Annotated in this window: 17 protein-coding genes; 6 read left to right on the top strand and 11 right to left on the bottom strand. The window is 34.4% G+C overall.

All coding sequences use genetic code 11. From position 1 onward, the window contains the following. Window positions 1-576 precede the first annotated feature (576 nt). Window positions 577-2,040 (bottom strand): MFS transporter, encoded by a 1,464-nt coding sequence (locus Q0V26_RS02340; RefSeq protein ID WP_297476427.1) that lies wholly within the window; start codon window positions 2,038-2,040, stop codon window positions 577-579. Between the two features lie 605 nt (window positions 2,041-2,645). Then, window positions 2,646-3,782 (bottom strand): YadA C-terminal domain-containing protein, encoded by a 1,137-nt coding sequence (locus tag Q0V26_RS02335; protein WP_297476424.1) that lies wholly within the window; start codon window positions 3,780-3,782, stop codon window positions 2,646-2,648. Window positions 3,783-4,173: 391 nt separating this feature from the next. On the opposite strand from Q0V26_RS02335, the gene Q0V26_RS02330 reads away from it, so the two are divergent. The 3 genes from Q0V26_RS02330 (at window position 4,174) to Q0V26_RS02320 (ending at window position 6,692) form a co-directional block, all read left to right on the top strand. Next, on the top strand, window positions 4,174-4,395 hold the full coding sequence (locus tag Q0V26_RS02330; protein ID WP_297476421.1) for a GntR family transcriptional regulator: 222 nt from the start codon (window positions 4,174-4,176) through the stop codon (window positions 4,393-4,395). A 438-nt stretch (window positions 4,396-4,833) separates the two neighbouring features. Beyond that, entirely contained in the window at window positions 4,834-5,865 is a 1,032-nt protein-coding gene (trpS, locus tag Q0V26_RS02325; protein ID WP_297476419.1) for a tryptophan--tRNA ligase, read from the top strand. A gap of 281 nt (window positions 5,866-6,146) precedes the next feature. Beyond that, complete coding sequence (locus Q0V26_RS02320; RefSeq protein WP_297476416.1) at window positions 6,147-6,692, top strand: DUF2799 domain-containing protein; 546 nt, start codon at window positions 6,147-6,149, stop codon at window positions 6,690-6,692. A 77-nt stretch (window positions 6,693-6,769) separates the two neighbouring features. Here the strand turns inward: Q0V26_RS02320 and Q0V26_RS02315 are convergent, their stop codons facing one another. The 8 genes from Q0V26_RS02315 to Q0V26_RS02280 all read right to left on the bottom strand — a co-directional run bounded on the left by Q0V26_RS02315 (window position 6,770) and on the right by Q0V26_RS02280 (window position 16,832). Further along, a complete protein-coding gene (locus Q0V26_RS02315; protein WP_297476389.1) occupies window positions 6,770-9,223 on the bottom strand; it encodes a molybdopterin guanine dinucleotide-containing S/N-oxide reductase in 2,454 nt (817 codons plus the stop codon). A 13-nt stretch (window positions 9,224-9,236) separates the two neighbouring features. Next, window positions 9,237-10,328: a NapC/NirT family cytochrome c gene (locus tag Q0V26_RS02310; RefSeq protein ID WP_297476386.1), complete on the bottom strand. Its 1,092-nt coding sequence runs from the start codon at window positions 10,326-10,328 to the stop codon at window positions 9,237-9,239. Window positions 10,329-10,660: 332 nt separating this feature from the next. Beyond that, window positions 10,661-10,906: a hypothetical protein gene (locus tag Q0V26_RS02305; RefSeq protein WP_297476384.1), complete on the bottom strand. Its 246-nt coding sequence runs from the start codon at window positions 10,904-10,906 to the stop codon at window positions 10,661-10,663. A 154-nt stretch (window positions 10,907-11,060) separates the two neighbouring features. Beyond that, window positions 11,061-12,152, bottom strand: coding sequence for a hypothetical protein (locus Q0V26_RS02300; RefSeq protein ID WP_297476381.1), 1,092 nt, complete (start codon window positions 12,150-12,152; stop codon window positions 11,061-11,063). Further along, window positions 12,115-12,834, bottom strand: a complete 720-nt coding sequence (locus tag Q0V26_RS02295; protein ID WP_297476378.1) for a hypothetical protein — start codon at window positions 12,832-12,834, stop codon at window positions 12,115-12,117. Before Q0V26_RS02295 ends, Q0V26_RS02300 begins: the two co-directional genes overlap by 38 nt. 2 nt (window positions 12,835-12,836) lie before the next feature. Further along, complete coding sequence (locus Q0V26_RS02290; protein WP_297476375.1) at window positions 12,837-15,635, bottom strand: CS1-pili formation C-terminal domain-containing protein; 2,799 nt, start codon at window positions 15,633-15,635, stop codon at window positions 12,837-12,839. Beyond that, window positions 15,632-16,177: a hypothetical protein gene (locus tag Q0V26_RS02285; protein ID WP_297476374.1), complete on the bottom strand. Its 546-nt coding sequence runs from the start codon at window positions 16,175-16,177 to the stop codon at window positions 15,632-15,634. The genes Q0V26_RS02290 and Q0V26_RS02285 overlap by 4 nt, the downstream gene beginning before the upstream one ends. A gap of 82 nt (window positions 16,178-16,259) precedes the next feature. Further along, window positions 16,260-16,832 (bottom strand): hypothetical protein, encoded by a 573-nt coding sequence (locus tag Q0V26_RS02280; protein WP_297476371.1) that lies wholly within the window; start codon window positions 16,830-16,832, stop codon window positions 16,260-16,262. Between the two features lie 508 nt (window positions 16,833-17,340). Here Q0V26_RS02280 and Q0V26_RS02275 point away from each other — a divergent pair. Both Q0V26_RS02275 and Q0V26_RS02270 read left to right on the top strand, forming a co-directional pair. Beyond that, window positions 17,341-19,587, top strand: coding sequence for a hypothetical protein (locus Q0V26_RS02275; protein WP_297476369.1), 2,247 nt, complete (start codon window positions 17,341-17,343; stop codon window positions 19,585-19,587). Between the two features lie 614 nt (window positions 19,588-20,201). Further along, window positions 20,202-20,339 (top strand): hypothetical protein, encoded by a 138-nt coding sequence (locus Q0V26_RS02270; protein ID WP_297476365.1) that lies wholly within the window; start codon window positions 20,202-20,204, stop codon window positions 20,337-20,339. Window positions 20,340-20,724: 385 nt separating this feature from the next. Here Q0V26_RS02270 and Q0V26_RS02265 read toward each other — a convergent pair whose 3' ends face one another. Then, on the bottom strand, window positions 20,725-21,492 hold the full coding sequence (locus tag Q0V26_RS02265) for an EAL domain-containing protein (protein ID WP_297476362.1): 768 nt from the start codon (window positions 21,490-21,492) through the stop codon (window positions 20,725-20,727). Window positions 21,493-21,737: 245 nt separating this feature from the next. Between Q0V26_RS02265 and Q0V26_RS02260 the strand changes: the two genes are divergently transcribed. Then, window positions 21,738-22,637, top strand: coding sequence for a helix-turn-helix transcriptional regulator (locus tag Q0V26_RS02260; RefSeq protein ID WP_297476360.1), 900 nt, complete (start codon window positions 21,738-21,740; stop codon window positions 22,635-22,637). The last annotated feature ends 224 nt before the right edge of the window (window positions 22,638-22,861 follow it).

The raw sequence follows: 22,861 nt of genomic DNA, 5'->3' as shown, positions 1-22,861 counted from the left end.
ATGATAAAGTTGCAATATAAAACCAAGTGTATATATAACTGTTCAACAAAAATGTGAACAGTCGCATTTTTAATCACATTGCCGATTAAAAACACTCATCTAATTGGTTTGCTACATTCAGTTTGTTTGCTACACGAAGAAAGAGATCTATGAAATATTATTCAAAATAATAGAAAATTCTAATTAAGGTATTTTTGTTTAGATTAAAGATTTTCATGCCTAATCACAACATTATTGCCAGTAAGATGCAATTAACAACAATACAAAAATCGCAACAATAAACTTTAACAATAATCCTAAGCTTGCGCCGCCTTTTGGGGCTTTATTACAACAGCTCATCTTGGCATCTACTCTCTACTATCAATCTATTTAATAACATTATAAAGGTTACATTGAGGGGAAGGTCAAGCGGATAAAGTTAAGAGAGTTACATCGTCATCATGTAACTCTCTTTAAATAATAGCGCATTGATCAACACTATGTAGCGTCAGGAAAATATACACTCAGCAACGTATAAATATAAAAAAGCACCAACCATAAGCTGATGCTTTAAAATAAATTGGATGATGTCAGTATTTACATACTTTCAATATTTCTACCTGACGTTTCGAAACGGTACTTATGTGTTACCCATGCGCCAAGCAATGACGTGACCACTAAACATAATAAGAGCGTAAACACGCCAATTCCATGTAAAAGAATCGGAAATAAGAAAGCCGTTAAAATAGCACCAAATTTAGCAATTGATGCTGCAAAGCCCGCCCCTTTGGCTCTAATTTTTACTGGAAAAACTTCACCAGATATCAAATAGGTTTGCGCATTAGGACCTAAATTATTCATGAAATTGAATAACATAAAACCTAAAAACAGCATGTACATTTGATAATCACCATGCAACTTCACTGAAATTGCCGCACACAACAAACCAACTGCACAACCAATAAAACCGTAAATCTGAAGCTTCATCCGGCCAACAGATTCAGAAAAAATAATCGCACAGATAACGCCAATAATTAACAAGCAGTCAATAACAGCGGTACCTTTTGCTAAATAAATTGTATTAGCAATTGTGTTATGTAATGCATCGCCCCCTGCTGCTTTATGTGGATCAAGCACAGAAGCAAGAATCACTGGCGTAAAAATACCAATACCATAAGTACCAAGATCTTGAATGAACCAAGGAACTGATGCCAAAATTGTTTTTGCACGATATTTTTCTTTAAATAACCGCTTATAGCCATGTAGCCAAGACGTTAATTCAACTTCATCACACGGTGTCTCTTCAATTGGCATCGATGACTGCTGCGAACGATGCAGTAATCGTTTCAATGAAACTTCAGCATCAGCTTTACGATTTTTAGACAAAAGCCAATGCGCACTTTCTGGAATAAAAAAACGTGCAATCGTAATCGCTAATGATGGAATCAAAGCAATAATATACATTATCCGCCATGCATTAATGTCATTAACATACGTCAACACAAAAATACCGGTTAAAATACCAAACAAAACACCAATAGACTGAAATGCAAACGCCCCCAAAACCAACTTACCACGGTTTTTAGATGGGATACTTTCAGATATCATTAAGTGCGCCGTAGGATAATCACACCCTAAAGCTAAGCCAATACCAAAGTTAAACACTAAAAGACTTAAATAAGATTGACTAGTCGCCATTCCTATCAAGCAAATAGAGAGTAAAGCCATCTCAATAATGAACATTTTCTTACGTCCATAAAGATCAGATAGCCCACCCAGAGCACTCGCTCCAATTAAAATACCAAACAGAATCGAGGAACTAATTATACCCTTCTGTAGCTCTGTTAAATGAAATTGTAGGGTTAATAATGGTAGAGTTAACCCCATCATAAAAACGATCATACCCTCAAAAAACTTACCAAATGTTGCTAGTAACCAAATTCGCCATTGCACACGTGTCATTGACATTGAATATTTACTAGTAACTGGATTATTTATTGATATTTCATCAATATAACTCTGGATCGTATTTTGCGGTTGAATCTCTATTTTTTGATTCATGTTAAAATCAACAATGCTTATTGTCTTAATTCAGACGAATATCAGTATTAAAGTTGGCAGTATATAAACATATATCACAACTAAAGATGAAATTTATTTTCTAACTGTAATTAATCGTCATTATGCATCACTGACTGTTTAATTTGCTTTTAGAAGGTAAACCAAATCAAACAACACCAACATTAAGCTTTAAAATCATACCGTTACACAAAACAAGGAACAATAAAAATAGCGCCTACATGCTGATTTTGAGGTTTATTTTATATGTAAAGATCAAAAATAAAATATAAAATACTATTTATTATATATGTGTAAACTAACATTTAAGCAATCTTCGCTATTTTAATGAAATTTAAATCTCCTCCACTCACCATTTTTATTACTAAAAAATAACTATCAAGCGTGAAATATTCCTCTTTTTGTTAAAAATACGATCTTTTTTATAATCATAATGAACAGGCCGAGACTTACTTAATAATCCTCATTATGAGTAATAACCACGGCCTTAGATGTTACCGCACACAAAAATATTAATTATGATTAACTGTTTTTATGTGTATAAAAATAAAGATTTTTTCTCTATTAATTCATAATATTAGAGAAATTTATCTAAATGACCAGTTAGCACCAACAGATGTACCAAGATTATGCTGAGAATCATACGAAGATGTTAATCCAATGGTCGTACTTTTATTTACTCTAAACTTAGCACCAATAGCTGTTGCGGCTTGCTCACCATATGAACCAATACCAATACCAATATTATATTTATATCCATTCAGTGGTGCTGCGATTTGTGTCATTGCCATAGCAGAAGCTGTGCCAGCATCAGCACGCTTTCTTACTTGATAGATATCTGTCTTTAATTGATTAAACTTATTATCAACGTAAGTTTTATTATCAGAATCAATATTGTCTATACGATCAGAATTATGTTGAATATTGTTACGGTTAGTTGTTATCCCATTCGTATTTTTACTAATATTCGTCTGGTTGGTTGACGCCAATTGCTTCGTATTCGTTATCTCAGTCGTGTTGTGCTCTACATTAGCTGTATTGGTACGAATATGAGTCGTATTATTATTGATAGTAGTTACATTACGATTAATCATTCCAGCATTAGTCGTTATATTTGATGTATTAGTATTAATCGCACCAGTATTGGTGGTGATGCTTGATGTGTTCGTCATTATTGTATTTTTATTAGTCACAATATCATTTTTATTCATTGTTATATTGGACGAGTTTTTCACTACCGCCGACTCAACGGTTTTAATTTTCGCTTGATTAGCCGCTATATTATTTTTTAATGGCGTAAGTTGACTAACATTAACCCCATCAGTATCTTTTTGACCTGCTGCCATATTTTCAATACGACGCTGTTTATATTGAGTACCAATAGATACCTGACCATCATCAGAATACGACTGATTACCTATGGCAATGCCGTTATTAATAGCAACAGCACCAGCACCTAGAACAACTGATTCACCCTGAGCTGAAGAATGATTGCCAATAGCAATAGATGTATCGGCCGCATTTGCATTAGAGCCAATCACAAGATTACTACTTCCTTGAAAAGATGAATCTCTACCTATAGCTACATTGCCGCTTGAAATTGTGCCATTTATGACTGGATCTTGACCGCCAATATTCGGTGTATTTATTACAATATTAGTATTTGCCGCAAATGCAGATGTACTTAGTAATGTAGTGCATAAAACAAACGGAAAGATTTTCATGATTAAATCTCTAATTAATTGTGTTGCTGCATAATTGAGAGATCGATACAAAAAATCCATGGCAAAAAACCGTCAATATCAATCTAAAAAAACGATAATAAAACAGTGATCAATTTTGTTAAATTACACTTTGATATTAAAAATCATGTTACCCATTGTTTTATAGATAAATTACATTTAACAGTAAATAAGCATATGAAATACATATAACAAAAACAAAATGCATATTAACGATAAATGAAACGTATCTTTCCAATAAAATATAGTGCTGAAATAATCCTTTTTAGTCCATTACAACCAATAACCTTGGCAGTAATGACACAATAATGACATACCACTGTTATGCTATTCGGTATAAGTACAGCTTTAACAATGATAATCAAAGGTAACAATGAGCACACAACAGCCATCATCACTCTCAATAATTTGTGACACGATTCTTCAACAAATTGACCGAGGGTTATTTGCTACTCAATCAAAACGATTACCATCAGAACGAGAGTTAAGTGATATCTTTAATACTAACCGAGTGACAGTAAAACAAGCACTACTACAGTTAGAATCTCAAGGTATTATCTATCGAAAAGAACGTCGAGGTTGGTTTTTAATATGATAATAATATCAAGACTACGAGCAAAGGAATGCCAACATAGAAATATAAAATAAAGAGAAAAAAAGAAAAACCACAATTAATCTTTTTCACTTATAAAATCCGCAGTATAAAAATATATTCAGATATCTCTATTTTCATATAAAAACATTCACTACGCTCAACAAACCAATTACTTGGATTTACAAGCAATAAAAAACATCATTTATTTACCAAATAAAACAACTTGTTTCATTTAATTATTTTGATAGGTTCATCATATGAAAAAGATAACAAGCACTATCTCATCCCTTTTCTTTTGGTGGCGTTCTTCATCGAGCGGCGCTGAATAGAGTTATCTTTTTATTTCTATTTCATTTTGCCGCCGGAAGGTTGCAAATGAATACGCCTAATCTTATCCGTATTTCCCCACCTCTCCGGCGCACTTTTTCGGAGAAGCATATGAACACTCAAGCATCAATTGCACCAAATCAACATCAACCTATTATTCTTACTGGTGACCGTGCTACAGGTCAGCTTCACCTTGGCCATTATGTTGGTTCATTACAACAACGAGTACAATTACAGCATCAATACCAGCAAAACATTCTCGTTGCTGATATGCAAGGTCTTACCGATAATGGCCATAATCCACAAAAGATCGCAGACAATATTCTTAATGTTGTCGCTGATTATTTAGCGGTTGGTATTGATCCAAAACTCACCACTATTTGTCTTCAATCTGCCATTCCTGCTCTCGCTGAATTAACCATGTATTACTCCAACATTGTTTCGATTGCACGTTTAGAACGTAACCCTACCGTTAAAAGTGAAATTCAGTCTAAAGCCTTCGGCCGTTCTATTCCTGCTGGATTTTTAACTTACCCAATATCTCAAGCCGCTGATATTACAGCATTTCGCGCAAGCTTAATCCCTGTCGGTGATGACCAATTACCAATGCTTGAACAAACCAATGAAATTGTTAGAAAAATAAATACTATTGCAGGTAAGAATATTTTAGTGGAATGTCAACCGCTATTAAGCAAAGTCGCTCGCTTACCAAGTACTGACGGTAAAAATAAAATGTCTAAATCAATGGGGAATACCATCACATTAGGTGCTGATAGTAAGACGATTTCACAAGCAGTAAAATCAATGTATACCGATCCTAATCATCTCCGTGTTGAAGATCCTGGCTGCGTTGAGGGTAATATTGTGTTTACTTACCTTGATGCTTTCCACCCAGATGGGGCTTATATTGAAACGTTAAAGCAGCAATATCGCCAAGGAGGTTTAGGTGATGGAACAACCAAGAAAATCTTAGAACAATGTTTACAAGATCTAATATCACCAATACGTAAACGTCGTAGTGATTATTTAAATAACCAAGATTATCTCATTGAAGTCCTAAAAGCAGGAACCGAACATGCTAACCAACAAACCCAACAAGTTTTAACGGATATTAAAACTGCCTTTGGTTTGAATTTGTTTTAATCATTAGCGATATCTATAACCATTAAATATAGGTATCGCTTTTAATTAACACGATCTATTAACATATTAAATAATAGCACTATCAATTCATTAGCCTTTTTATTACCAGAAAATCACTGTTATTTATGCATAGATCTTAGTATTAAAAACACCTTACTTTATTTTTAATTGTTATCCCTCTAGAATACTCCGTTTTATTCATTATAAGATAATCATTCATGACGATAAAATCACTCACTATTACACTTATATTATGCTCAACGGTAAGTGCATGCTCCGTAATGAATGAACAAGAATGCCAGGCGGCGAATTGGTCGGCTTTAGGATATTTAGATGGCTCACAAGGCGCATCAGCTAATCAATTTAATGAACGTAGCTCTGCATGCTCTGAATATAAGGTTCATGCTAACTTTAACCAATATCAAGCAAGTTATCAGCAAGGGTTAATAACATACTGTACTGAAAGTCATGGTTTTTTTGTTGGTTCAAATGGCAATCGCTATCTTGGTGTTTGTCCACAATCGACCTCTGCTCTATTTTTACGAGGTTATCATCAAGGACAACAATTATTCACGTTAAAAAACAAAGTGACTCAAGCCGAGCAAGTATTACAAAATGAACAATATGATAATGAATATCAGCAACAACGATTGAATAGATTAAAAAACAGCATCATTTATGATAAGTTAACGGCTCGTGAACGACAGCAGAAATTAGAAAAGATAGAAGAAATCAATCAACAGCCTAATTTGATAAAAAAGCAAAAAGCACAATTAAAGCGATTAAAAAAAGAATTAGCTGAATTAGAATTAGTACAGCGCAATTAAAAATATCTTTTTTATTAACTATTTATAAAAAAAGCCGAGTATTAATACTCGGCTTTTTAGTCAGGTTACACTATTAACTAACCGTTTTTAGGTGGTGTAAACGCCGTTAATGTTGGAGCAATACCTGTGAATTTCTCAATTTTCACCACTCCAGAATTACCACAGTTACCATTACCTAAACGGGATGTTGGAATATCCATAGTTAATACGTTTGGCCCACCATTTTTACACATGCCTGTTTTAGAGTCTAAATCAGGCCATGCACCTTCGTGGATACATACGCTGCCTTTTTTAATACCATCAGAAACAAAAGCACCAACCAAAACTTGGCCACGTTGGTTGTAAGCACGCACTAAGTCGCCATCTTTAATACCACGGGCTTTTGCATCTTCTGGATGGATCGTAATCGGTTCACGGTTCTGTACCGCATATTGTTTACGAAGATCAGCATAGTTAAATTGGCTATGTAAGCGATGTGCTGAGTGTGATGTCATTAACTGCAATTCACCATCATTGTAATTAAACATCCACTCGGTTGGCTCCATCCATACTGGGTGTGGAGGACAATCATCTAACTTAAAGCTTTCAATCGTTTTAGAAAAGATCTCAATTTTACCACTTGGCGTACCGAGTGGATTCATAATTGGATCTTTACGAAAATCAGCAAAACGTACAAACTCAGCGTTCTTTGCATTCCACTTCATTTCAATAAGTTTGTTTGCTTCCCAAAACTTAGAGAAATTCATCATAGGAACACGTGCGTTACGGCCACCTTTTTGAGCAGTTTTATAGAAATCACGCAGCCATTCCATCTCCGTTTTGTTTTCCATATACACATTTCGACCGCCGGGCTTTAGGTGTTCTGCCATATCAGCAAATACATCTAAATCACTACGCGCTTCGTTTTGTGGCTCAACCACTTGCTTCATCGGCACAAGATGCTGATTAGAGTAATCACCTGTCATCGTCAGATCATTACGCTCAAATGAGGTCGTAATAGGTAGCACGATATCCGCATGCTTAGCCGCAGCCGTCCAGTATGGTTCAGAAATAACGATCAATTCAGGTTTTTGCCATGCTTTGATCAGACGGTTGGTATCTTGGTGGTGGGTAAAGTTAGCACCACCCGCCCACCAGATCATTTTTAATTCAGGGAACGTTAGCGTATGACCATTATGTTGGTACTCTGTGCCCGGTTTTTCTAAACATTCCACAATACGCGCAACAGGGAAACCCGTCACCGAACCTTGAACAGCCCAATCATTACCGCCGGCTGAGCTTGTTCCTAGAGATGGCGACATTGCAGGTAATACACCAGCGTCACGGGTCGGATTACCACCATTAGAGTAATGGTATGAATAACCAAAACCACCGCCAGGTAAGCCAACTTGACCAAGCATAGAAGCAAGAACTGTCAGCATCCAGTGACGTTGCTCACCGTGTTGCTGGCGTTGCATACCCCAACCAGCCATCAGCATGGTGCGGTTTTCTTTGAAGATTTTAGCCAGAAGCTCCATTTGTTTTGCAGGAACGCCACAAATAGCTTCAGCCCATTGTGGTGTTTTCTCGATGCCGTCTTCTTTACCCATGAGGTAGGCTTCAAATTGCTCAAAACCTACGGTGTATTTAGCAAGAAATTCAGTATCGTGTTGTTGTGTTTTGATCAACTGATAAGCAATACCCATCATCATTGCCACATCTGATTGCGGATTAGGTGCAATCCATTGTGCTTTATCACCAAAAAATTCAGCAGTTTCTGAACGCATTGGGTCAATGATAATAACAGTTTTGCCTGATTTCTTAAGTTGATGGAAAAATTCAAGACCTTGACCATCACTTGAAGACCATGCAATTTTTAAAGTGTTAATTGGGTTCAAGCCCCACAACACCACCACTTCACTGTTTTCTAAAATTACCGGGTAAGTAGTTTGTTGTTCATAAACTTCAATCGAGCCAACAACGTGCGGCATAATAACTTGAGCCGCCCCCGTAGAATAGTCGCCTAAGTGACCCGCATAACCACCCGACATACTCATATAACGCTGAAGTAATGTTTGCGCTTTGTGCAAGACACCACTTGAACGCCAGCCATAAGAACCAGCAAAGATAGACTCTGGACCATAAGCTTTACGAATACGCATATGTTGCTCATGGATCAGCTTATAAGCCTCATCCCATGATACTTGCACAAATTCATCGCTACCGCGTACACCTTGAGGAGCACTTGGGTTTGCTAAATAGCCTTTACGTACCATTGGGTATTTAACACGTGCTTTAGTGTAAACCTGTGATGGTCCTGTTTGTTGTAAGCTGTTGGGTACAGTTTGCGCTAAGCCACTTTTGGTTGAGATAAGTTGACCATCTTTAACTTCACAAAGCAAAGGCCCCATACGACCAGCGGTTAGAATTAATGAATCTGTACGACCCAATGCAGAGGCGTTTACAGATAACGGAGCGATAGAGGTGATCGCTAATGCACCAGCAGATGCACTTGCGCCTTTTAAAAAGCCGCGACGAGTAATCGTTGTCATAGTCACCACTCCCTTATTGATGAGTTGCCACGTCTTTCGCGTGGTTTTGGAAGAATTTAGTTAAGATCTCAAGGTTTAGTTCAGAAATATCTGTACGTGCACCCATGCTTTTTGCAACAGGACCCCAAGAGTTAACAGTGAAGTGATTAGCTGGAATTTTAGCGTGGCACGTTGCACAGTAAACGTTATCCAATTCTTCTGCGTAATCCCATAACGGTTGATTAGAAGCAAGAACAGGCGCATCAATAGTGCCTGTTAGCTCAGCACTACGCCATTGATTACCGTAAGCGTCAGTTTTAGCCTCACCCAGTTTTAATGCTTTAATACCCGCATCCGTTAAGGTCGCGATAATTGAACGTTGACCTTCACCCATGTAGATAACAGATTCTGCACCTTTCATTTGGTAACCAGAAACCATAACCGTACGCTGATTATCTTTATGCGCGACAGTGGTTAATTCAACGGTTGGATTAATCGTCGCAAGATCAGCCATTTTAATGGTTTCAATTGGATAAACTTTTACTGCGTCTGCTTTAGTATTTTTAGCCATGTCGAAAAGGTGATCAAAAGCGGAGGTATCTAACGTAGCTTGTGGTGCAAAGTGGGCTACACCTTTATGGCAATCTATGCAGGTTTGATTATTTTCTTTACCGTATAAATGCATTTTCTGTGCACTAGCTGATTGGTCATAGGTTTCCATCGCATCAAGACTATGACAAGAACGACAAGTAGCAGAATCGTTTTCACGCATTTGTCCCCATACCGTTTCAGCCATTGCTAAGCGGTGATCTTCATACTTAGCATCAGTATCAATCTTACCCGTAACAAATTCATGGTAGATGTCTTTAGAAGCTCGAACCTTGGTAATTAAATAATCAATCGGATCTTTAGGGATATGGCAATCAGCACATTCTGCACGAATGCCTTTTTGATTACTGAAGTGTACTGAACCTTGATATTCAGCGAGTGGTTTTTGCATCGTATGGCACGACACACAAAATTCAGTGCTAGAGGTTGCATGAAGTACAGCTTGTGTACCCCCTAAGGTTAACCAGCCAATAACAATGCCGATAACAGCGATTAAAACAATATAGCGTTTTTTCATAAGTATGATCCTTTAGTTAGCCTTAGTCTTTACAGGGCTATCTAAAAGATTTTACCGTCTAATATTACACACTTATTCACAAACTATATTTTTTTGCCACAAATGTGACTCAACCCTCATAACTGATTGTGCTATCAATAAATATTTACTTTTATTGACTTATTTATAAGTGCACATTTATATTTCTGACGTAATTTCTTATTTTTAGACCTAAAAGTATACAATCATTATATTTTTAAAATATATAGAGTGAATATCATATTAACAAATAATCAAGTCACAATAGCAAAGTATATTACCTATTGCGGCTTGATTTTTATTATTGCTTATCATCAATTTAGATATTTTTTATAAACAGCAATATTTGCTTGTTGTGGCAATAATTTAATATGCGTTCTGTTTTCTTCATATTGCTGAAATAGATATACTCTTTTAGGGCTTATCGCGTTTTTCTGCTTTCTTTTTTTCATTAAATTTGAATTAATAATAGAACATAAAGATAAATACCCATAGGTATCATATGCAGATTGAAATCTTTTATTTACTCGTTTTCTTAATTGACTTTTCTTTATTGACATCTCTACACCTAAATAATCATCATCAAATGATAATATCCAGAATAATTTCAATTGTATTATTGTATAAAACTAAGCTATAGGGTGTAATATCAGCCTATAGCTTATAATGAACTACATCTAATATAGTAATAATGACTTAAGCTACATTATTACTTTAAAGATTTAACCCAAATGTAAAAACAAAATTACCGTAATATTGTCCAAGAGCGACAGTTTCTCTCTCTTTCTTTATTTTCACATCAATAGGGAATTTAACTTTCGTACCACTAACATTAATCTTAGTTGTAGAGACTTGTTCCACTCCATCTGTCACTAATTCTTGCACTTCACAATTAGGACAAATAACATCTATTGGAATATCGGCAGCGCCTAGTTTTCCATTAATATGCTTCAAACTAAAATCATTCCCTGTAGGGATATTTAATACTAATCCGGTCGGGAATGATCCCGTAGCGATAACATTGAACTTTGCGATCCCTTCAAGATAAGGGCTCTCAGGTTTAGTCATACTAAAATCAAATTCGTGTACACCAGGGTTTTCTAAGCGTACATCAGCGATATATCCAGGTTTATAAGCAATACTAATCACGAAATTTTTAAATAAATTCTGCCAAGTTTTAACCCCTGATGCTGGTACGATAAACCCATAAGGGTAGGTAAAACCAAAGCTGTAGTTATAGAAGCCTTCTTGTTTTTCTTCTATGGGCAAATTATTAAATGCTTCAACAATTTTAGCATTATCAATCGATAATATAGGTCTAATAAAATGATATGGCATCGCATTATAACCATTCACAACAGATCCAGAACAAACCGTAGATCCTGATGAATTTACAACATAAGCAATATTACCACTCGTACCATATGTATCACACTTTGTTACTGATAGTTTTTCACTAACCTCTTCAAGTGCATTACTTGATTTATATTCAAGACCGACAATTGATACAGCATCAGAAATATCTACTTTTGCCCCACTAGGACCAACTAAGACAATATTTTTACTATCATGTTTAAATCCTGGAGACCAAGCCGTTGTTGGCAGTAAATTATGTTCCGGCTCCCAGTCTGCTAACGTTTTATAGCTAGCGCTAGAAACACTCGATACGACATTTCTGAATTTAAGATCATTACCCGTTAATTCTCCATCTAACATAAAAGAAAAGCAGTTAGACGAATATATAGCTATTAACAATAAAAAATTTTTATTATTTAATAATTTTATTAAATATGGCTTTTTTATCATTTGCAACGACCTCTTTCCTATAAAAAGTATCATCAACTGATGAAACAAACACATCAATTGTTCCCTTTCTTGCATTTTTAGGTAGAACTAATTTTTTGGTTTTACCGGGAAGTAAAATAACTTTAGTACTACAATCAGACTTAAAGCCTGCACTACATTGGTTAAAGAATACTTCTAATGTAGTATTACCTGTATTTTTTAATAATGCATTCTCATTCTTTTTATCAATTGAATACGCTATTTTTTTATTTTTAGCCGGTATAATAAAGATACTTTCATAGCCATAACTTATTGCAACGCCTTTCTGTTTACCATCTTTTGAATAAGGTGATGGTGTAAATTGCACGGCAAAAATAGTATCGAGGTCAGGATTACAGCCATCAGCACACAAGGCTCTTATACCTACTTTTTTCGCCATTAACGGGTCAAGAATAAATTTATTTTGGGTTAAAGTCGCCCCCCACTCCAATAAATTGGCTTTTGTATAAGGCATTTTAACCAGCGTACCATTTTTCATTTTAATTTCTGATAACTTAACATTAACGAAAGCTGGCTGGTTTTCATTGTTTGTAACAGTATAAACCCCCGCGCCATGGCTATCAGCAATTTTAAGCATAGTATCAATAGCAATCGCATGTGATATTGAAGGAAATAGTAACGCCAATAATAATAATTTTTTCATATTTAATTCCAATTCTTATTCAACAATAATACGTAATTTGAAATTGCATCTTTAGGTACATCTGCCGTTAACATAATATTTGAAAGTTTTTCTTTCATATCATTACTTACTATTTGTTCTTGATCATAAGATACATAAACTAAGTTTTTATCATCACCAAACTTCTTTTCAATAATATTATATTGACTATCTTTATCTAGAGAAGCATAACGCCATTTATTTTTAGTCTCAAAAATACCGAGGTAAACATAACGCATGTCTTTTCCTGTTTGAGGATCCGTCATTACCAATAACTGTTCATTATCATCAGGTATACAGTAATTCATACCGATATTTAACACACTAATATCGCGTACTTGAGGAGTCAAACAAGTTAGCTCTTTATCTTTATTTTTCAGAACAAACGGCTGTCCAGATCTAACTGCAATTTTAAACACATTAGCATCAATATTTTCGACATCAACACAACCTTCACCAACACATTGAACAGCTAAAATATCCTGATCGAGTATGTCTTTAAATCCACTAACAAAAGATACAACCTTAGTAAGGTTCATCTTCGTTTCAACGACACTACCTGGATGAACAAAAAATTCTGCTCTATTTTTACCTGTATTTTCGAGTGATGATGATTCCGTATCAATTCTATTATTATATTGAGCGTATGAGTTTAAGGGTACTATTTTATTATCATTATTAATATTAACATCATATTTTCGACTACTGTCCTGCTCTATAGATAAAACCCCATAGCTGTCATTATCTTTAACATCATCTGATTTCTTAATATCTAACTTAAGATAAGCTTCTGATTTTTGTCTCGTAAAATCAATGCCATCAGAAGTGATTATTTGGGTATTATTCAATGATAGATTCTGTTGTGTCGTACCAACAGTTGAGATCGAAGCATAGTAATTAGCATCAAAGTTATTATTTTGGTAATCCGCCATAATATCTAAAGATGTATCATTGGTTTCATCTCTATCTTTCACAAACGAACTTCTCGCTAATGCTGAAAGTGACATATTATCATCTGGTAATAAATCACCAGTATCAAACTCTGAAGTAAAATCAGTAAATTGATCTTTTTGTGCGCTGGTATCAAAAGAAAGTCTACTATTATTACCAAAAGTTTTGGTGTATCTTAAATTAAATTGAAATTCATCATCATTTTGATTGTACATAACAATATTATCGTCATTTTTATTATATGTAATCTCAAAATTAAAGTTATTAGATGAATCATAATCATAATTATAATTATTGGTTATAGATGTACTACTACCTTGAGCATACTTATAATAATTATAATAAAGTCCAGTCGATAAGGATCCCGTTAGCATTATAGATTTACTGATATTGATATTGGTTCTTGAATCACATGCTTCTGTAAAACAAGCAAGCCCATCATCATCATCAAAATGAAAATCTTCATAGCCGATATTAATCCATGGCGAATATAGATTAATTGTATTTAAGCTGGAACCTTCACTATACAGTTTATTATTATAAGTCAGTTGAGCACCATTAATAAATGTATAATCAATAGCTGATTGGAGGATGAGATCTTTTTCTTCCGATAATGTAAGCGCTCCAGATAAAGTTAGTCCGTCAGCTAAACCATACGCTAACTTAGCTGATGAATACAAAGAATCATTATAGTTGCCACTATATTCATCAAGATCACCATCATAATCATGGTTGTACCCTTCATCATTTCCCTTATTTGTTAACATACCTACTTGAACACGATAATCAAAATCACCTTTTGATAGCTCTGCGGATTTTATATTATAGATGTTGTAATTTCGGTCGAAAAAGACATTATTACCGGACTTAACCGTAACATTAATTTCATAAACACCAGCAGGTAGGTCATTATATGAAATTTCTTGTTGACCTGCCTTTACTGCATACTGTTTAATATATACGCCATTTTTTCGTATCGATAGCAAACCAGCGGATGGTACATATATATTAACTTTCTTATATGCTTGATTCGCTTTAAGTAAAAGATTTCTAGATGAACCAAAAGAAGCATCAAAAGTATCCGAATTTGTAAACGAATCTATTATATCAGTCGCATTCATCGAATTATTATCTGAAAAATAGCCGGCTTTGAATTCGGTATTATGATTAGTTACGTTATATGATAATTCATTAAGGTCAAAAACATCATCTGCATCAGTATTTATATTAAAATCTGACCGTAAATAACCATACTTAAACCCTTTAACTAAACTATCAGATATATTCAGTGACGTATCATCATCATATTGGTTAACAAAAATAGAAGAACTATTAATTAGTGCATTATTGTTATTAACATTTGAAGCATATACTGCAGCTGTTTTTTTATCTTTAAGTACATTTTCAGATAAGAAAACTCTTAAAACATTTGAGTCTATATTATAGAAGAAAGCATAACTATCCGTAATTACAACACATGTACTTGAAAGACCTTCACACTTAGTCGTGTTTTTGATGCCATCTTGAGAAAGTAAGTCTGATAATATTTTATTTACATATTCATCTTTAATATTATTCTTTACAAGAATACTTTTTAAGTTTGTAATTGCAGGCTTGTCTGTTTTATCTAATCTCACTCTATCATACGATCTTAATAAAAATTGTTTCTCCACATCACCAGATGGAAAAGAAATATTTACTAAGCTCCTTTCCTCATCAAACATTGCTTTAAATTCTTCAGGGATATTTTGATGATTTATACCTTCCGAATGTGATGAGGCAGAGTATAGGGATAAAATAAATGTAGATAAAACTAAGTAACGATCATTCATATTGATAATCCAACCATTAATGTCACTTCACCAATACAATTCTTATAATTATAATTGAACTCTGAGAAAGGGATTTTTGAAAAAGACATATTAATATCTTTTATACTAGCTTTCGTTTCAGATACAACACTGTCAAACTTTTGCCAAAGCATTGGGCTTTCTGTACTTATACCAACGAAAACCCCTTCATTATCAGTGATCTTTAATGTAGGAGCATCATAGGGGACGGTCTCTCCACTATATAAAACACAAGAAGCCTCATTTTTAGTAAGGCTAAGATCATAATAAAAATTTTCGCTTCTCTCTGCTGGTATGTTGGTATCAACGATTAATGTTGAATGCGCATCATTAAAGCGTTCTTCAGATTCATCATAGTGAACTGTTATGTTATTAGGTGATGCTACAACCGATTCTATTTTAAACCCAGCCGCAATAGGAGTCACATCAGCTTGCATCATAAAATTCACAGGGAATTCTTGCTGAGCAAAACATAAAGAAGAAAAGTAAGTGCAAATTAGCGCTATTGTTATTTTTTTAGACAAAATACACACCCATAATCAGATATAGTCAGATAAGAAAAAAGATTAGGCATCATAGATGTCTAATCTTAAATATTGCTTACTACTATGCTGAAGGAAGATCAACAACAGTTGCAATAACCTTAGCATTAACAACTAATGGCTCAAGCATGTTAAGTGACTCAGCTTCAGGTGCTGGGATGTCATTAACAACAGATAACTGAACGTTATCTACTTTTACTGGGCCAGCTGCGTCTGTTAGCTCTAGACCAGTAGTAGTATCTTTCATCTTAATATCCATGCCAGCTGTAGGGTTTGAACCCCAAGAAGCTGTGATACCGCTAGCATCAAGAGTCCAGTTTGTAGCTAGTAGATCACCAGCTGACTTAGCACCTGTAACAGCATCAGTTAGGTAGTAACGAGACTCAAGATCGATTGCTTTAGTCGTTTCAAATGTACCGTCAGACTTAACGTATAGCTCACCATCCAGTACAGGGCCAGCAGATTTACCAGTAATTACAACGTTATCACCAGGGATAACTTTAGCAAAACCAGTCCACTGAAGGTAAGCTGTTGAGTGGTCGCCTACTGCTAGGTCTTCTGGCGCTGCTTGAGATACTGCAGAAAAACCAAGTGCTGATACTAATGCTGTTGCTAACAATAAATTTTGCTTTTTCATGAGACTAACTCCAAATATTTTATTATGTATTTTATTTAAATAATCATTCACACCATGGACACCATGGACACCATGGACACCATGGACACCATGGACACCATGGTGATAGTTAATCATAGTAAAGATAATCACAGCATTCGTTAATAGCACACTGAAAGAACATCGTTCGGATATGCTATTAACAACATTGTATACAATATTAAAATCGCGTGCACATGTGCATATTTTTGTTAACATAAATATCACAGTAAAATGTGACGGAATTTAGAATATTTATAATAATTAATTTAAGGAGCTCATAGGAATGACATTGCACTACAACAGCGACTATGGCTATTGTTGCTTAAATATAAAGGTGCTAGTTTAATAAATGTCATTCTTTAAATGGCACCATCCTTTATAAGGTATTAAGTCATTCTTAATACTAATAACAATTCAATATTATATTCGCACGGCATCTGGCCTCGTGCGATATATATAAATCAGCTTTATCATAAAGTGAGGCTATATGTTTAATATAAAAAAGTGCTTAATTTTTAGTTTATTACCGCTGATGCTCTTAGGATGTGGTGGTGGTAGCGATGACGATGGCGATGGGACATCACCATCACCACAAGAAAAAATAGCGATTAATGCTCAGGATTTACTATCCTTTTCACCCACAAAACACACCCAAGTTATCGATCTAAGGCAGAAAGTAACTGCTGAGGACAATCAAGATTTAATTATAGAAAATATAGAAAGTATAGATAGTAACTGTGCCTTTAATGAAAATGATATAAATGGCTTAACATTTAAAGTCACAACAGATAGCGCCGATGTGTGTCGTTTTAAATATCATGTAAAACCACAATCTTCAAAGTATGCAGGCACAAGTGAGGGTATGGTTCAAGTTGTCGTAACAGAGGACTACACCAAAGGCGATTTTTTGCCTCCTGTTTCGCGGACGGTACTCGAAGGCAACACAATAAGATTCACCCCCGAAGATTTACTGATAGAAACAGGCTATGCAATTGATCCTAGTTCGGTATACTTAACAGGTGAGACGGAATCTGGTGATATTGGCTATATTATAGAGCCGACAGGAACAGACATTACGTATAAAGCCCCTACTGATACTATAGGTACTGTTCGTATATTTTATACAGAAATAGACTCAGTTAATAATATTGCTAAACCTGGTGTTATATATATCGCAATCGGCCAAAATGGAAATTCAAGTCCCATCGCTAAAGATAAGGTCTTTCCGACAGTTAATATAATTTCAGGACCACAGCCAATCGATGTTGCAGATCTGATTAGCGATGCTGAAGGTGATGATCTACAGTTGATTTATGTGCAAGCAATGAGTGGTGGTGCTGTAATTGATGGTCATACTTCATTTACATATACCCCAACTAACCCAGGTTCTGAAGCTATTACATATATTGTTTCAGATCATAATGGCGGTTATGGTATTGGATTATTGCAATTTGATGTAACTGTTTACGAAAATATTATTGATACAGTCCAGCAAGTTGAATTTATAGCACCTCTTACATTAAGTGATTTGTCTAAAAATGGTGTGTACACTGGATTATTTCAAGAAGATGGAATGGCCGGAGTTCCAGGCTTATACCCTACTTTTGATAAATCATTAGCTGAAGCTTATTGTAAAACAATGGGAGCATATCTACCCACGACTAGGGCAATGGAGGATATGCGAAAAAATGTGCTTGGAAACCAACCAGTATTTGCAAGTAAGTACCATTGGCATAGTGGTCAGAAATATGCAACAGACGGACGTGATGCTTTTAGTTTATATGATGGATCAAGATCACAAGTAAACCCAGCATATTTCTCATGTGCAAGGAGTATTAAGGATAAGCCTTGGGCATTTGTGGAGAAATATTACGGGGGTAAATTTGATAACCTAGCAACGGTATACTTAAGTTCTGACTCTGGTACAGGCAGTCAAATATTCCTCCCAGAGGATGATTATCAGCTTAAGTATGAGATTGATAATATGAACTACGAAGGGAGAATAATTACTCCTGAAGAAGCATCTCAGTATATTGATATTCAAATACGTGGCAATTCAGTCTTAGTTGAAAAGAAAATAGGCCATGAAGATAAAGTTGTTAGTTTAATACTGAATATTTCCGATCCTAAAGCAACGAATACAACTCAAATAATATATGGCTTGACTATTTGTCCTCCTGGTGTCGATCCTATTATGGCTGATAGATTAGGCTGTACGACAGTTGTTAATGGAAGAAATTCTGAGATGTTTACCTTAGGTTTTTCTAATACGATCCTTAAATCGTTAGCCGTTCCCGATTATAGCACGTTAGGCTCTAAGGAAATTGGTAAAGGATATACTCGATTTAGAGCTATTTACTGGAGTAAACGCGGCACAGAAGCTGCGAGAGCTGTATGGTTAGAGAATATAACAGTTGCTTGTGATGTAATGAATCAACTAAAAATTGCCGGTAGATCTAACTGGCAAGTTGGTAGCTCAACTATTCAAAACAAGTTTGATGCTAAGTGGTTTAGCATACCTGATGCTCAGTATCCCTCAACCCAAAATTTTGTTAAATGGATTTGTTATCAAGATGGTAAAGGGGATGACAAACTTGGTGACTATGGGCAAGGTTATGTCAACGTGGATCCAAATAATAAGTGGTATGTAAACCAAAATATGGATACTAAGTACTTTGCTCCTCAAGACCCAGACAATTCATTTTCATTCCCTTCTTGTTGGTCTTTAAACTAGATCAATAGAAAGTAATGTATTAACTAAAGCATATTAGTAATATTTAATGTAAGGCTAAGTACGATGTACTTAGCCTTTTTTTATCTTACGCAAAACAAGAAAGCGCGTCATAATCTTGCACTCGATTTGCGATTAAAATTCGCGTAATTCGTTTTAGAGCAAGGCCACTCTGTAAAAACTGTCGAAGCAAGAGTATAGGTAAATAACAATGGATAAATGCGTTCAATCACTTAATAAATATAAACTTGGCCAGTATTAGGCGAAAACAAAAGCAAAAGCAACACCAATGACGCTGGCTAGTTTAAAATTTGTGGATTAGAAAATAGGAAAAATAAACATTCCCAAGACTGGCATCATTTAGTTTAACCAGATTTTGTATGTCAATGTGCAAGATTTTAGATCTGAGTAGAGTAATATAGATCTAACAGAGCTTATGGCGGTAGAAGGGCCTTAAACTGTGATATTTCATTCAGATCAAGGTTATCATTATGCATATTATTGGTGGTAAGATCGTCATAATAATAGCATGTTAATAGCAATCAACATTTAATTGCTATTAACAATTAAGCCTATACTTTATAAAATCCGTATCCAATTAAAAATAACGAGAATATATGATGGAAACTGAACTAGCTGCAAAGAAGCCGAGCAAAAAAAAGAAAAATAAGGAAGTTGAAAAAAAAATAAATTTACGTCGGCGGATTGAAGATATAGAAGAGCAACGACAATGGGATAAAGAATGGAACTATTAATAAAATATCTTTTTCAATTAAAACCAAGCACTTCGATAGAAATTTACGTTAAATGACCGCTTCTATTACTAATAAAAATAAATAGTTATAATTTCTATAGTCTAGCTCAATAAGTCTAACATTAAACAAGAGGGCATTTTAATTTCTTCTGTGACTTTCCAAGGGTTGCTAGTTGTTTAATTTATACTGAAGGTTTTTGGGGTTTCTCTTGTTTTCAGGTTTCAAGCTGTCAAAACTATTGTTAATTTCCCGATATCCATCACGCAAGCCACTTCTCATAGGTAACTTTGCTCTAAAAAGTTATACAGTTCTCAATCAAAATTCGGGGATAAAATTAGGATGTATTCTTTGATGCTTATTAAAAGTGTAAGTGATGGCATCACGCCTAAAGAGGCATCATATTATTTACAAAATCATCAACACTCATTGGCCGATGAAAAAAATAACCTTGGCATAAATCAACCCCGATTTCTTTCATCATATTATATGTATCTCTATCTTCAATACCTTCAGCAACAATTTGCGCCCCTAAGCTATGCACTAAGCTAACCAAGTGCTCCATTATTTTCTTGTTTTTATTATTAAAAAAAATATTTTGAATTAAAATTTTATCAATTTTCAACTCAGTGAATGGGATTTCCATTAAACGCGGCAATGATGAATATCCAGCCCCAAAATCATCAATAGACAACCCAAAACCCAAGCCCCTTAAGCGCTTAATATTTTCTAATGACACAGTGTTTTGTCTATATTCTATATTTTCAGTCAACTCTAACGTTATCTGATGACTTAAAATCTGCGATTCTTTACATTTATCTATCAGCCAATGATGGATATTAGGCACATTGAGGGTGCTTGGTGATACGTTAATAGATATTTTTTTTAATTGATGATAGGTTTTAAGATCCCGTATTGCGCAACTAGTTGAAAAGAAAAAAAGCTCATCGATTAGGCCTTCTTTTTCAGCCAATCCTATAAAATCATTAGGATAAACTACTCCCCAAGACGGATGTATCAATCTTAGTAAAACTTCAACTCCATTTAATTGATTACTTTTTGCATCATAGATGGGTTGATAGTAGTTTATAAAATATTTTTTTTCTAATGATTCAAGTATGGTTTTTCTTGTAATACTACATTTTTCATAACCCAAGGAAGCCCTCCCTTTTTAAAAAACAGTGTGGCTTATTATTATTTCAAACATCTTCTTTTAAATTAATAGCATATCAATACCACAAGTATCACCAATGCTATCACTGATGAACATTATTTCATTTAATCAATGATAATTCTTATTATTATATCTAACAAAAAATATACTAATGCCTAATAAATAATTTGCATTTTATACACACCCATAGCATTCTATGGCTATTATCTATGGATTAAGATTTAATTATGAAAGACAATTTTAAAGACTTACTGAAACAATTTAGAGCTGATAACAACCTATCTCAAAACGATTTTGTAGATCTATTCCTTTCATCTGGTAATTCTTTATCTAAATTAGATACAGTTACATTAAGTCGTTGGGAAAATGGAAAAACCGTCCCCTCTATCGCAAAAAAAATAACCATAATGCGAACGCTTAATCTATTAGTTTCATATATATATAGTATTCATGGCTTTGATATACCAACTAAAATAAACTCATCACTTAATACACGTTTTGGTATTGAGTACGAGCGATATAGAAAACTAAATAAACCCATTATAACAAACCATATAAAATTTGAGCATACCGATCAACGTGACAAGATACAACCACACATAAAAGAATACTTGATAAGCGAAACAATGGACATGATTAACATTATCCCGCCATCGTCTTTAAGTATTGGACGTTGGTTTTCAGATGATAAAACAGAAGCCTTTTTTATTCATGCATTTGCGAATAGTAGTATATATGGTGAGAATGGTAAGGATGGTGTCAATTCTATTATAATGTTCGAACAAGTCACATCGTCAAGGTTTTATTATAAATTATGCACTCTTTGCTTGTTCAATGCTATTTTAAATAATCAACATTTAGATTATTTTTTCATCCATGTAAATACTAAATATTTTTTCAAACTCGCTTTATCTTTTGGGTGTGATGTGGTTACGACAATTAATGAATTATCAGCACCTTCAAATGAAGATATGAATTTAAAACACACGAATATATTAAAAATTGAAATAGATAAATTACTATCAAATAAAGATTTTTTATTTTTTTGCTTGCAAAGTCGTATTGATATAAAAGCAGTGAGCCCTCAATCATTAGAGGAAATAGATAGAATATATAAGAGTATCTAATATATCATTTCTTAGTTGATAAGCAGTCTTTTAATAAAATAAACATATACTCAATTAAATGGTGAGGCAGCTATATATGCCTCACCATATTTACATTCTAAAAAATCTAATTTAATAATATGATTCATCGTTATTAACCTATTAAAATGACAAGATAAGTATAACTTTACCTGATTCCCACTATTTAACAGCTACTGTTAAATTATCTCCTATACTTTAAGATA

This window comes from uncultured Photobacterium sp. (genome assembly GCF_947039875.1).
GTDB lineage: Bacteria > Pseudomonadota > Gammaproteobacteria > Enterobacterales > Vibrionaceae > Photobacterium.
The sequence above is the reverse complement of the archived record's forward strand: the minus strand, read 5'-3'. Positions and strand labels throughout refer to the sequence as shown.